This is a genomic window from Leeuwenhoekiella sp. A16 (genome assembly GCF_047946675.1).
Taxonomy (GTDB): Bacteria; Bacteroidota; Bacteroidia; order Flavobacteriales; family Flavobacteriaceae; genus Leeuwenhoekiella.
On the sequence record NZ_CP172313.1, the window covers coordinates 3,176,348 to 3,190,409 of the forward strand.

Consider the following 14,062-nt stretch of genomic DNA (forward strand, 5'->3'; position numbering starts at 1 on the left):
CAAATATGGATCCTAAAAACAGACTAGCAATTTATAAATTCATAAAAAAGGCATGTTTATAAAATTGTATTTATTTGATAATGAAGCGTAAGTAAAAAATATTAAAAAAATGACAAAATTAAGCTTGCTCAGTCGAGAAACCTTTCTATATTTGCGCTCCCTAAAAACGGAAAAGGTGGTTAGGGAAACGTTCTAAAAATTATTTAAAAAGAATAAAAAAAATACTTGCAGGTTTAAAAATCTAGAGTATCTTTGCCGACCCAAATAACACGAAAGTGTTGCGGGGAATGTTCTTTAAAAATAATGCAAAAAAAGATTAGCAAAGTGCTTGCAAGATTAAAAAAGCGTAGTATCTTTGCCTTCCGGTTTAGTTGAAAAACACGTCGGAAAGTTCTTACAAATCTTCAAAAATATTCACTAAAAAAAACTTAAAAAAAGTTTTGGTAGTTAAAGAAAAAGAGTTGTATATTTGCAGCCGCTTACAGAGAGAGTAAGTGAAGTTCTAAAACAAGATGAGAGGTTAAGAAAAACGAGTTTAGGATTTGTTTTTAAAATAGGGGTTCAACTCCCTTACATCTAGCAAGAATAGAGTTGGTTAAACAACTTGAAGTTCATTGATTTATTGAATTGACAGCGCGTATTATTTAGAAGTAAATAATACTAGAAATTAAAGACTAGAATGACCATTTTGAGCTCGTAACAGATTTATTTGTTACACCTAAATTTTCCTTGAAGTCGTTGAATAGTATATAAGAAACAACGATGAAGAGTTTGATCCTGGCTCAGGATGAACGCTAGCGGCAGGCCTAACACATGCAAGTCGAACGGTAACAGTTCCTTCGGGAAGCTGACGAGTGGCGCACGGGTGCGTAACGCGTATGCAATCTGCCTTGTACTGGGGTATAGCCCAGGGAAACTTGGATTAATCCCCCATAGTATAGATGAGTGGCATCACTTATTTATTAAAGGTTACGGTACAAGATGAGCATGCGTCCTATTAGCTAGTAGGTGTGGTAACGGCACACCTAGGCTACGATAGGTAGGGGTCCTGAGAGGGAGATCCCCCACACTGGTACTGAGACACGGACCAGACTCCTACGGGAGGCAGCAGTGAGGAATATTGGACAATGGGCGGAAGCCTGATCCAGCCATGCCGCGTGCAGGAAGACGGCCCTATGGGTTGTAAACTGCTTTTATACGGGAAGAATAAGGACTACGTGTAGTCCGATGACGGTACCGTATGAATAAGCACCGGCTAACTCCGTGCCAGCAGCCGCGGTAATACGGAGGGTGCAAGCGTTATCCGGAATCATTGGGTTTAAAGGGTCCGTAGGTGGGCCAATCAGTCAGTGGTGAAAGTCTGCAGCTCAACTGTAGAACTGCCATTGATACTGTTGGCCTTGAATTGTTATGAAGTAGCTAGAATATGTAGTGTAGCGGTGAAATGCATAGATATTACATAGAATACCGATTGCGAAGGCAGGCTACTAATAATTGATTGACACTGATGGACGAAAGCGTGGGGAGCGAACAGGATTAGATACCCTGGTAGTCCACGCCGTAAACGATGGTTACTAGCTGTTGGGCCTAATTAAGGGCTCAGTGGCCAAGCGAAAGTGATAAGTAACCCACCTGGGGAGTACGTTCGCAAGAATGAAACTCAAAGGAATTGACGGGGGCCCGCACAAGCGGTGGAGCATGTGGTTTAATTCGATGATACGCGAGGAACCTTACCAGGGCTTAAATGTAGTCTGACAGATTTGGAAACAGATTTTTCTTCGGACAGATTACAAGGTGCTGCATGGTTGTCGTCAGCTCGTGCCGTGAGGTGTCAGGTTAAGTCCTATAACGAGCGCAACCCCTGTTGTTAGTTGCCAGCGAGTCATGTCGGGAACTCTAACAAGACTGCCAGTGCAAACTGTGAGGAAGGTGGGGATGACGTCAAATCATCACGGCCCTTACGTCCTGGGCCACACACGTGCTACAATGGCCGGTACAGAGAGCAGCCACTTCGTAAGGAGGAGCGAATCTATAAAACCGGTCACAGTTCGGATCGGGGTCTGCAACTCGACCCCGTGAAGCTGGAATCGCTAGTAATCGCATATCAGCCATGATGCGGTGAATACGTTCCCGGGCCTTGTACACACCGCCCGTCAAGCCATGGAAGCTGGGGGTACCTGAAGTCCGTCACCGTAAGGAGCGGCCTAGGGTAAGACCGGTAACTGGGGCTAAGTCGTAACAAGGTAGCCGTACCGGAAGGTGCGGCTGGAACACCTCCTTTCTAGAGCTTTTCTCAAGTAATTGAGATAAAGACGCGACTTTAAGGAAAGACATAGGGTTTAAAAGGACATTTTGGTCTTTATAGCTGTTAATTCAAGATATTTTGTTAGAGATACGGCCTTCTTTATAATGAAGAAGGTCATACTCTCTGATAAAGGACAGTCTCATAGCTCAGCTGGTTAGAGCGCTACACTGATAATGTAGAGGTCGGCAGTTCGAGTCTGCCTGAGACTACTTTGTGCCTGAGGTGCAGATAAGTTAAAGGTAAAAACTAGAGACTTAAAGTTCATTGATTGAAAATTTGAAGGAAATTTTAGAAGTTGAGAATTCTAAATTCTAAATTCTGAATTCTAAATTCTGAATTTATAATGGGGGATTAGCTCAGCTGGCTAGAGCGCCTGCCTTGCACGCAGGAGGTCATCGGTTCGACTCCGATATTCTCCACATACGCTTGTCGAGATATAGATAAACTTAAGGTTTATGGGATATTAGCAAAGACAAGCCTTTTAATAAGGAGACTTATTGAAAAAAGTTCATTGACATATTGGGAAATAATAAGAATACGAGAGAATATAAGAGCGTATTTAGGTAGCAATACTTAAATACACCAAATAGATAGAACTCATTAGAATAAGATTAAAGAGCAAAAAGTACAATAAGCTAAATAAGGGCGTATGGGGAATGCCTAGGCTCTCAGAGGCGATGAAGGACGTGATAAGCTGCGAAAAGCTGCGGGGATTGGCACATACAAATTGATCCGCAGATATCCGAATGGGGCAACCCAGTACATTGAAGATGTATTATCCGCAAGGAGGCGAACCCGGGGAACTGAAACATCTAAGTACCCGGAGGAAGAGAAAACAATAGTGATTCCGATAGTAGCGGCGAGCGAACTCGGATTAGCCCAAACCGATACTGTTACGGCAGTATCGGGGTTGTAGGACCACGACATTTGATGCGCAATGAATTAGAATTGGTTGGAAAGCCAAACCATAGACGGTGATAGTCCGGTATAAGTAAAGAACGTTATCGATAGTGGTATCCTGAGTAGTGCGGGGCACGTGAAACCCTGTATGAATCTGGCGGGACCATCCGCCAAGGCTAAATACTCCTGAGAGACCGATAGTGAACCAGTACCGTGAGGGAAAGGTGAAAAGAACCCTGAACAAGGGAGTGAAATAGATCCTGAAACCATACGCCTACAAGCGGTCGGAGCAGACTTGTTCTGTGACGGCGTGCCTTTTGCATAATGAGCCTACGAGTTACTTTATCTAGCAAGGTTAAGCACTTCAGGTGCGGATCCGTAGCGAAAGCGAGTCTGAATAGGGCGTTTAGTTAGGTTGAGTAGACGCGAAACCGTGTGATCTACCCTTGGGCAGGTTGAAGCTGTGGTAACACATAGTGGAGGACCGAACCCGTTGACGTTGAAAAGTCTTGGGATGACCTGAGGGTAGGGGTGAAAGGCCAATCAAACTCGGAAATAGCTCGTACTCCCCGAAATGCATTTAGGTGCAGCGTGCATATAGTTTTATAGAGGTAGAGCTACTGATTGGATGCGGGGGCTTCACCGCCTACCAATTCCTGACAAACTCCGAATGCTATAAAATGTTTATGTGCAGTGAGGGCATGGGTGCTAAGGTCCATGTCCGAGAGGGAAAGAACCCAGACCATCAGCTAAGGTCCCCAAATGTATGTTAAGTTGAAAAAACGCGGTTGGACTGCCCAGACAGCTAGGATGTTGGCTTGGAAGCAGCCATTCATTTAAAGAGTGCGTAACAGCTCACTAGTCGAGCGGTCCGGCATGGATAATAATCGGGCATAAACATACTACCGAAGCTATGGCATCGAAAGATGGGTAGGGGAGCATTGTAACAAAGTTGAAGGTGTACTGCGAGGTATGCTGGATTGGTTACAAAAGAAAATGTAGGCATAAGTAACGATAATGCGGGCGAGAAACCCGCACACCGAAAGACCAAGGTTTCCCCAGCCATGCTAATCAGCTGGGGGTCAGTCGGGACCTAACGCGAACCCGAAAGGGGTAGTGGATGGACAACAGATTAATATTTCTGTACCTGCTCACGTTAAAAGTGACGGAGGTATAAAGCTGGTGCGTGCTGACGGAATAGCACGTTGAACCTACCGTAAGGTAGGGATAGTACACTACGGCCACGGCCACGGTGATAATCCAGTGGAGTACCTTCCAAGAAAAGCGAGTGAAGCAGCCCGTACCGTAAACCGACACAGGTAGTTGGGATGAGAATTCTAAGGTGCTCGAGAGATTCATGGCTAAGGAACTAGGCAAAATCGACCCGTAACTTCGGGAGAAGGGTCGCCCCACTCCGGTGGGGCCGCAGTGAAGAGGTCCAGGCGACTGTTTATCAAAAACACAGGGCTCTGCTAAATCGAAAGATGATGTATAGGGCCTGACACCTGCCCGGTGCCGGAAGGTTAAGAGGAGATGTTAGCTTCGGCAAAGCATTGAATTGAAGCCCCGGTAAACGGCGGCCGTAACTATAACGGTCCTAAGGTAGCGAAATTCCTTGTCGGGTAAGTTCCGACCTGCACGAATGGTGCAACGATCTGGACACTGTCTCGGCCATGAGCTCGGTGAAATTGTAGTATCGGTGAAGATGCCGATTACCCGCTATGGGACGAAAAGACCCCGTGAACCTTTACTATAGCTTAGTATTGACTTTGGACAAGTGATGTGTAGGATAGGTGGGAGACTTTGAAGCTGCGTCGCCAGGCGTGGTGGAGTCATTGTTGAAATACCACCCTTTACTTGTTTGAAGCCTAACTTCCATTGGAAGGACAGTGCTTGGTGGGTAGTTTGACTGGGGTGGTCGCCTCCAAAAGAGTAACGGAGGCTTCTAAAGGTTCCCTCAACACGGTTGGCAATCGTGTGTAGCGTGCAATGGCATAAGGGAGCTTGACTGAGAGACATACAGGTCGATCAGGTACGAAAGTAGAGCATAGTGATCCGGTGGTTCCGCATGGAAGGGCCATCGCTCAAAGGATAAAAGGTACTCCGGGGATAACAGGCTGATCTCCCCCAAGAGCTCACATCGACGGGGGGGTTTGGCACCTCGATGTCGGCTCGTCACATCCTGGGGCTGGAGAAGGTCCCAAGGGTTGGGCTGTTCGCCCATTAAAGTGGCACGCGAGCTGGGTTCAGAACGTCGTGAGACAGTTCGGTCTCTATCTATAGTGGGCGCTAGAAATTTGAGTGGATTTGACCCTAGTACGAGAGGACCGGGTTGAACTGACCGCTGGTGTACCAGTTGTTCCGCCAGGAGCACTGCTGGGTAGCTATGTCGGGAAGGGATAAGCGCTGAAAGCATATAAGCGCGAAACCCACCACAAGATGAGATTTCTTTAAAGGGCCGTGGGAGACGACCACGTTGATAGGCTACAGGTGTAAAGGCAGTAATGTCATAGCCGAGTAGTACTAATAACCCGTAAGCTTATGTACAATCGTCCTCCCCACTTCTTGTAAGTGGGGGGTGACACTCTTTACTTTTCAAAGTGAACTATCACTTCTTGATATTCCTTATTATTGCCCAGTATGTTAACTTATTAGCCCCACCTGTCCTCCCCAAAAGGGAGGGATTAAAAATAGGTAGCGCTATCTTCTCAAAGAGAAGATAGAAAGGGGAAAGATTTAAGGTGGTTATAGCGACGGGGCTCACCTCTTACCATTCCGAACAGAGTAGTTAAGCCCGTTTGCGCCGATGGTACTGCATCTCGTGGGAGAGTAGGTCGCCGCCTTGTTTTAAAATCCTCATCATTCAATTGATGGGGATTTTTTTTTGCGCTATACCCAACTACATTACAGAACACCATGCTTCAAAATCTGCCCAAAACGAGCGGAAATCGACCAGAATTGACTAAAATCAGCGTAATAAAATCAGTGAAAACCGCCTGATTTAAGTGGAAAACCCACTAGAATACCAATCTTTCTATTGGATATCTTCAGAAAACGCTACAATTCTCGAAAAAAAATGGCTTTTTAATCATTAAAATCAGCTTTCAATCTTGCTCATATAATAGTTGATTTAGCAATTTCTTTCAATAAAACTACTCTTTTGTTTGACAGCGCGTTAATTTTACAGGCATGAATTATAAGGATGAAGAATTCTTAAACGCAGCCTCACATGCCATAGGTGTTTTGCTGGGTATAGTGGGTTTATTCTTTTTATTTGTTTTTAATACAGGAAGAGGAGAATATAGCACTATGAGTATATGGTTTTATGCGATTTCAATTATAATATTATATTCAGCATCAACTGTTTATCATGCCGTAAGTCATGTAAAATGGAAATACATTTTACGTAAAATTGATCATATTAGCATTTATATTCTTATTGCCGGCACCTATACGCCAGTTGCTTTAATAACATTAGAAAAGGGAGCAGGTTGGCTTATTTTCTGGATAGTCTGGGGAATTGCAGCACTGGGAACTGTACTTAAAATATTCTTTACAGGTAAGTTTGAACTTTTTTCATTGCTTCTATATCTCGCAATGGGTTGGCTTATCGTTTTTGATTTTCAGGAATTGGTTGCTAAAACAACAGATACTGGTCTTAATTTTCTCATGGCTGGCGGTGCTTTTTATACTGTGGGAATTATTTTTTATGCTATTGAGCGAATCCCGTATAATCACCTAATTTGGCATTTTTTTGTGTTGGGGGGAAGTATTTGCCACTATTTGTTTATTTTTTATGATGTAATTTAAGCAGTAATAAAATCCTGATATTCAATCCAGAATATCTCAATTTTCTCCATATTAGTATGGAAAAATTCAAACACTTCCGGCCATTGATTTTTATTATGAATGTTTACCTGGGCCAGTTTTAAATAAATTCGTGAAATGACCTTGCCGCTGGTGCGTACATAGTTCTCTTCAAAGATCAAATCTTCAGAAATTTCAGTCTGCATCAATTTTTTCAGACTTGTAAATCTTTCAAAATAATATTCCCGTATCGTTTCGTCTAATGTTTCAATGTCTATAGAAACCAGAGCTTCATGATTGTTAAAAGAGAATTTAAGATTCATCTCTTTTACTTTGGTGTCGTACAAGATCCACTTTCGCGGATAGCGCTTTCCAAAGAATATCCAGAATTGTTCCCGTACCTGTTTTGATTCTTCTTTGCTATACATATTATAAAAAATAAGCTAGTGCTATACCTAAGATGATTACAAGAAATTTTGAGGTGTTGAACTGGTGATTCTTTGAAGATTCAAATAAAATTGTTGTTGATACATGTAAAAGTACTCCTACTACGAGTGCATTTATCCTAACTTTTGCTACTTCAGACCAGGTATTCATACTTCCCAACCAGCTGCCTAAAGGTGTCATTGCAGCAAAAAGTATTAGAAACAGCGCTATTTGTGTTTTAGAAATATTTGAAAATCCGAGAAATGAACTGATGATAACTGCTATGGGTATTTTATGCACTACGATACCATAAAGCAGATCTCTGTTTTCAGAAAGAGGAAAACCTTCAAGTGTCGCGTGAGCGCACAGGCTTAAGAAAAGCATCCACGGTATGGTTTTCATCGTCCCGTCTACGTGCATGTGACCATGTTCTGCACCTCCAGATAAAAATTCTAATAAAATTTGAAGAAGTAGACCTGCCATTATAAAAATACCCACATCTTTAACACCTGAAGAATATAGCTCTGGCAAAAACTCAAAAACTGTTACAGAAAGTAAGAAGGCGCCGCTAAAAGAAAGCAAGAGCTTTATCCCTGTAGATAGGGCCGGTTTAAAGATAATCGTTATTAAAAAGCCAATAATTACCGCAATAACAGGCAGAATAAACGTCATAAAATACAAGTCTTCGGTTGGTAGTATATAGCCTGTAAAATTAGCTTATTTTTGTAATCTAAATTTTTTTCATGGCATCTAACTTTAAAATGGTGGCCAAAACTCTCTTTGGCCTTGAGGATATATTAGCAACAGAACTTCGTAATCTGGGGGCGGGTGATATTGAACCCGGGGTGCGCAGTGTGAGTTTTAGTGGGGATACCGGTTTTATGTATAAAGCCAATTTGTGTTGCCGTACAGCAATTAAAATTCTAAAACCTATAGCCGCTTTCACCATTAAAAATGAAGATGAGCTTTACAATGCTGTAAAAAGTATAGACTGGAGCGACTATATGCCTGTTGATGGCACTTTTGCCATCAATGCCACGGTTCATAGTGAGGTTTTCACGCACTCACAATATGTTGCGCTTAAAGCGAAAGATGCTCTTGTAGATCAATTTAGGGAGACTACAGGGAGAAGACCCGATGTAGATCTAAAATTTCCCGGTTTAAGTATTGATATACATATAAAATTTAATACCTGTACAGTATCTTTAGATAGTTCTGGTGTTTCATTGCATCAACGCGGCTACAGGACTTCTACTAATATCGCGCCTATAAATGAAGTTCTTGCTGCCGGTCTTTTATTGCTTAGCGGCTGGAAGGGACATAGTGATTTTATAGACCCCATGTGTGGTAGCGGTACGATGCTTATAGAAGCTGCGATGATCGCCTGTAATATTCCTCCTAATTTAAACAGAAGACAGTTCGCTTTTGAAAACTGGAAAGATTGGGATCCCGATCTTTTTGATATAATTGAAGCAGGAGCATTGAAGAAAATGACCGAGTTTCATTTTGAAATAACAGGCTATGACAAGGCACCTTCTGCCATTGAAAAAGCAAAAGAGAATATTAAAAATGCAGAGCTTAGTGAATTTATCACTGTAAAGCACGAGGATTTCTTTAAAACTGAAAAGCAAAAGGAGCGTCACTTACAGATGGTGTTTAATCCGCCGTATGGCGAAAGACTTGAAGTTGATATTGAAAGTTTCTACAAAAATATAGGTGATACTTTAAAACAAAGTTACCCGGGAACCGAAGCATGGTTTATTACTTCTAATCTTGAAGCTTTAAAACATGTAGGTCTACGTACCTCCAGAAAAATAAAGATGTATAACGGAGCTTTAGAATCGCGTTTTGTAAAATATGATATCTACGCAGGTTCTAAGAAGGCAAAGTACCAGGATTAGCCACTTTTTAGTATAAAAAACCGGTTTTAAAACATAAAAATCGTTCTATTTAGCTTTAAAATCAGGTAAATAATATTAAATAATCTTCTTAATCACCCTTAATTTGTGGGTGTGTATACGTCTTTCAGCATTATAAATCCCGGAGTGGTCTATACGATCAATACGCACTTCACCATGGCAGTGTATGATGTGATTATCCTGCATCATAATGCCTACGTGAGTAATAGCGCCCTCGTCATTGTCAAAAAAGGCCAGGTCACCGGGCTCACTCTCTTCTATAAAACTTAATGGCTCACCTTGTGCAGCTTGTTGCGATGCATCGCGAAATAATTGATGCCCGTTTAATCTATAAACCATTTGTGTAAAACCGCTGCAATCGAGCCCAAAAGGAGTGCGACCTCCCCATAAATAAGGACTTTTTAAATAAAGTAGGGCAGTATGTAGTAAAGCTTCTTTACCATTTTTCTCACTAACAGAATTACCTTCATAAGAATGAGAAGTTAATTCAAGATTGCTAACTGTAGCTCCCAGAGGAATACTAATAATTACATGATCATTACCGCTAACCATTTGTAATATGTCAGACGCCAGCAAAGTGTCTTTGTCTTCTGCCTGGTTGTATTGTTCTGCTTCAATAAGCTGGTATTGCTTATTATCTATCCAGCCTTCATAATTGTCATGAGCAAGGCGGATTCTGCTCCACTTTTTTCGGATTTCCAGAACTTTAAAAAATTCGCCGTAGAGTACCTGATTTACCATTTCGCCCTGATCTGCAGGTTCGATACGCATAGGTATAATACTTAGAGGACAAATGCCGTAATTCATCAGGCAGGGATCTTATTTAATAGGAGTTGTTAAATAGGGCGTTCAATTATCATAGCCGATGCACCACCGCCACCATTACATATAGCAGCAGCACCTAGTTTTGCGTTCTTTTGTTTTAATACATTGATCAATGTAATCAAAATTCGCACACCGCTACAACCCAAAGGATGACCCAGTGAAACAGCACCACCGTTTACATTTACATTCTCGTCTGTTAATCCCAGAATTTTCATATTTGCCAAACCCACAACAGAGAAAGCTTCATTAAATTCGAAGAAATCAATATTTTCTAATTTTAAACCTGCTTTATCTAAAGCTTTAGGAAGAGCTTTTGAAGGAGCTGTCGTAAACCATTCTGGTTCCTGTGCAGCATCAGCATAACTTTTAATTGTGCAAAGCGGGGTTAAACCCAATTCATCTGCTTTATCCTTACTCATCAATATTACGGCACCTGCACCATCATTAATGGTTGAAGCATTTGCAGCAGTTACAGTACCATCTTTAGAAAATGCAGGACGCAAGCTGGAAATTTTTTCCATACGTACGTTTTTAAATTCTTCATCTTCCTTAACTAAAACTGGTTCTCCACGTCTTTGTGGTACTTCAACGGGAATTACTTCATCATCAAACCTGCCATCTGCCCATGCTGCGGCAGAACGCTCATAAGACTTAACTGCAAATGCATCTTGCTCTTCTCTTGTAAAATTATATTCTTTCGCGCAAGCGTCTGCACAAACACCCATTGCATTGCCGTCATATGCATCTACAAGACCGTCTTTCTGCATACCATCTATTAAAGTAGAAGGGCCAAATTTTACACCATTGCGCATGTGCACGTAATGTGGTATTTGGCTCATATTTTCCATGCCACCCGCTATAACGATATCATTATCACCTAATAAAATAGATTGCGTTGCCATCATCACTGCTTTCATGCCAGATGCACAAACTTTGTTTACAGTAGTACATGGCACAGTATCTGGAATACCTGCACCTAATGCTGCTTGTCTCGCTGGTGCCTGACCTACGCCGGCTTGTACAACATTACCCATATATACTTCTGTCACCAGAGCAGGATCTAGCTTGATCTTAGCCAACACTGCTTTTATTGCTGCACTGCCTAATTGAGTAGCACTCACAGAAGATAAACTGCCCATAAAACTACCTATAGGCGTGCGTGCGGCAGAAACTATGACGACTTCTTTGCTCATATATGTCTATTTGCGAATTAGTGTCTGCGAATTTAATGAAATTAACTCGAAAAGCCGATTCTTTAAGCTGTTCATACTAATGCGCTCTTGCACTTAATTTTAGTACTTTTACCACACTTGTCTTTAATTTATGAAGGACCTTTTAAATAGATTTTATAAAAATCAAGGCTTGCTATACAAGATCTTACTTTGTATTGCCAGCACCATTCTCATAGTTTATTTATTTCCAAAAAGCGGGAAGTTTCAGTTTGATTTTCAGCAAAATAAACCTTGGCAATACGACAATCTGTATGCCCCTGTAGATTTTGCAATTCTCAAAAATAAGGAGCAACTTGAGGAAGAACGCGCCAATGCAGAACGTAGCATCATACCTTATTTTACCTACGATCAAGAAGGAGCAGAAGAGGTTATGGCTAACTATGAGAACCAGTTTTCTGCAGTTTTTACAGATTCAATTTTTCAAAATCATCTGGATAAACTCAAAAGCTTTGGCTCAAAGATCCTTACAGATATCTATAAATATGGTGTTATAAGTGATATTTCGGCTTTTGACGATGATGCTCCCATTTACTTGCGTCGCGGTAATGAAGTTGAAGAAGCCGTTATTGATAATTTAAACACCACAGACGAGGTTACACGCATTATAAACAGAAGGCTCACTTCAGGACCTTATAAAGAGGCGACTAATAACTTTAAAGAGGTTTTCTTTGAAGTGGTGCAACCCAATGTTGTTTTTGACGAAAAACTCACCAATAAAGAGTTACAAGCAGAACTTGACAAGATCTCACCCACTCGTGGTGTAATTACTAAAGGAAGCCGCATTGTGGCTAAGGGTGAAATTGTAGAAGAAAGCACTTACCAAATTTTGAATTCGCTTAAAGCGGAATACGAATCACAATCCTGGACGGCTTCAAAATATAATTGGGTAGTTTTTGGTTACGTTCTGTTAGTTCTGGTAGCCCTAGTAATGCTGTTGCTTTTTATTCGGAATTATAGGGAATTGGTTTTTGAGAACAACACAAAAATCACATTTATATTTTTCAACATAATCCTGATGGTGCTTCTCACTACGATAGTTGTTAAATATAATGCAAACTACGTTTATGTGGTTCCGCTCTGTATTTTACCACTTGTGCTGAAGGCGTTTTTTGATGCCAGATTGGGGCTTTTTACCCATGTAATCACGATTTTGCTGTTGGGTTTTATTGTACCAAATACATCAGAATACATGTTTCTGCAGGTCATTGCAGGTATTGTTACTATTCTTACTGTTTCAGAGCTGTATAAACGCGCCAATTTATTTATTTCGGTTGGCCAGATCACGTTTATTTACATTTTGGGGTATTTTGCTTTTCACATTATACATGAAGGCACAATACAGAATCTGGAGTTAGAAACAATAGGTGTTTTTGTGCTCTGCGGTCTTGCTACGCTTTTTGTTCAGCCCTTGATTTATGCTTACGAAAAGATTTTTGGTCTGGTCAGTGACCTTTCTTTGCTTGAGCTTTCAGATACAAATTCTAAACTTCTAAAGGAACTGGCAAATAAGGCTCCTGGTACGTTTCACCATAGCCTGAACGTTGCAAATCTTGCAGAAGCCGCAGCTAACGAAATAGGAGCTAATACAATGCTTGTAAGGGTAGGAGCTTTGTATCATGACATAGGTAAAATGCCAAATCCCACAGACTTTATAGAAAACCAATCTACCGGTATTAACACGCACGAAGATCTATCGCCTATAGAAAGCGCTAAGATTATTATAGATCACGTTATAAACGGCATTGAAATAGCTCGAAAGAATAATCTGCCAGATCGTATTATAGATTTTATAAGAACGCATCATGGCACGAGTACTGTTTTCTTTTTTTATAAAAAGGCGCAGGAGCAAAGCGAAAATGTGAATGTTGAAGATTTTAAATACCCGGGACCTTTACCTTTTAGTAAAGAAACTGCTATTTTAATGATGTCAGACAGTGTGGAAGCAGCGAGTAAAAGTCTTAAAAACCCTACCGCTGTGCTCATAGATTCATTTGTAGAAAAGATAATCAATAAACAAATGGATGAGGGGCAATTCTTAAATGCAGACATTACCTTTAAGGAAATACAAATCATAAAAAAAGTACTAAAATCTAAGTTGAATAATATTTATCACCTGAGAATAGAATATCCTGAATAATTTTTTTGATTGCTTATTGATTGGAAAATAGAGTGGTAGAAGGATAAGTGAAAAATATTCAATAAAAGTTTTATCTAAATCGTCAAAACGCTTGTTTAGTACTAAAGTAAAACATACATTTGCATCCGCATTTTGAGAAGGATGTGACGTTCAAAAAGGAGAGTTGCCAGAGTGGTTAATGGAGCAGTTTGCTAAACTGTCGACGAGCAATTGTCGCATGAGTTCGAATCTCATACTCTCCGCAACCTTTTTATTTCGGGGTGTAGCGTAGCCCGGTCATCGCGCCTGCTTTGGGAGCAGGAGGTCGCAGGTTCGAATCCTGCCACCCCGACCAAGTCCATTATTAAATGGCATCAAAACCTTGTTAATCTTATGATTGACAAGGTTTTATGATTTTAGGGCATTCATAGAATTTGATATAATATCATATAATATGTGTCCGATTCGGTGACCTCTTAAAAAAGGGTCTGATATCGCCCAAACGCTGATTTGACTTTCGTTTTCACGCATT

The 14,062-nt window shown here is 41.1% G+C and carries 7 protein-coding genes, 4 tRNA genes and 3 rRNA genes; 10 read left to right on the forward strand and 4 right to left on the reverse strand.

Features of this window, described 5'->3' with window-relative positions; translation table 11 throughout:
• The first annotated feature begins 759 nt into the window (after positions 1-759).
• From ACH3O9_RS13865 to trhA, 6 genes are all read left to right on the forward strand, one after another.
• A 16S ribosomal RNA gene (locus ACH3O9_RS13865) occupies positions 760-2,281 on the forward strand.
• Positions 2,282-2,440: 159 nt separating this feature from the next.
• Positions 2,441-2,514, forward strand: a tRNA-Ile gene (locus ACH3O9_RS13870).
• 136 nt (positions 2,515-2,650) lie between these two features.
• Positions 2,651-2,724, forward strand: a tRNA-Ala gene (locus ACH3O9_RS13875).
• A 210-nt stretch (positions 2,725-2,934) separates the two neighbouring features.
• Positions 2,935-5,751, forward strand: a 23S ribosomal RNA gene (locus ACH3O9_RS13880).
• A 191-nt stretch (positions 5,752-5,942) separates the two neighbouring features.
• Positions 5,943-6,051: ribosomal RNA gene (rrf, locus tag ACH3O9_RS13885) — 5S ribosomal RNA — on the forward strand.
• Together the 16S, 23S and 5S rRNA genes with 2 tRNA genes alongside form the textbook arrangement of a ribosomal RNA operon.
• 343 nt (positions 6,052-6,394) lie before the next feature.
• Positions 6,395-7,015, forward strand: a complete 621-nt coding sequence (gene trhA / locus ACH3O9_RS13890) for a PAQR family membrane homeostasis protein TrhA (protein ID WP_416441453.1) — start codon at positions 6,395-6,397, stop codon at positions 7,013-7,015.
• Here trhA and ACH3O9_RS13895 read toward each other — a convergent pair.
• Complete coding sequence (locus tag ACH3O9_RS13895; RefSeq protein WP_416441455.1) at positions 7,012-7,440, reverse strand: DUF4268 domain-containing protein; 429 nt, start codon at positions 7,438-7,440, stop codon at positions 7,012-7,014. The two genes, trhA and ACH3O9_RS13895, sit on opposite strands and share 4 nt — an antisense overlap.
• A gap of 1 nt (position 7,441) precedes the next feature.
• Positions 7,442-8,110 carry a ZIP family metal transporter gene (locus ACH3O9_RS13900; protein ID WP_416441457.1) on the reverse strand — a complete coding sequence of 223 codons (669 nt, stop codon included), beginning with the start codon at positions 8,108-8,110 and terminating at the stop codon, positions 7,442-7,444.
• Positions 8,111-8,181: 71 nt separating this feature from the next.
• Between ACH3O9_RS13900 and ACH3O9_RS13905 the strand changes: the two genes are divergently transcribed.
• Positions 8,182-9,339, forward strand: a complete 1,158-nt coding sequence (locus ACH3O9_RS13905) for a THUMP domain-containing class I SAM-dependent RNA methyltransferase (protein ID WP_416441459.1) — start codon at positions 8,182-8,184, stop codon at positions 9,337-9,339.
• Positions 9,340-9,414: 75 nt separating this feature from the next.
• Here ACH3O9_RS13905 and ACH3O9_RS13910 read toward each other — a convergent pair whose 3' ends face one another.
• A complete protein-coding gene (locus ACH3O9_RS13910; RefSeq protein WP_416441461.1) occupies positions 9,415-10,164 on the reverse strand; it encodes an NlpC/P60 family protein in 750 nt (249 codons plus the stop codon).
• 29 nt (positions 10,165-10,193) lie between these two features.
• A complete protein-coding gene (locus ACH3O9_RS13915; RefSeq protein ID WP_416441463.1) occupies positions 10,194-11,375 on the reverse strand; it encodes an acetyl-CoA C-acyltransferase in 1,182 nt (393 codons plus the stop codon).
• Between the two features lie 130 nt (positions 11,376-11,505).
• Between ACH3O9_RS13915 and ACH3O9_RS13920 the strand changes: the two genes are divergently transcribed.
• The 3 genes from ACH3O9_RS13920 (at position 11,506) to ACH3O9_RS13930 (ending at position 13,885) form a co-directional block, all read left to right on the forward strand.
• Positions 11,506-13,551, forward strand: coding sequence for an HD family phosphohydrolase (locus ACH3O9_RS13920; protein ID WP_416441465.1), 2,046 nt, complete (start codon positions 11,506-11,508; stop codon positions 13,549-13,551).
• A gap of 157 nt (positions 13,552-13,708) precedes the next feature.
• Positions 13,709-13,793 (forward strand) — tRNA-Ser (locus ACH3O9_RS13925).
• A 14-nt stretch (positions 13,794-13,807) separates the two neighbouring features.
• Positions 13,808-13,885, forward strand: a tRNA-Pro gene (locus ACH3O9_RS13930).
• Positions 13,886-14,062 lie beyond the last annotated feature (177 nt).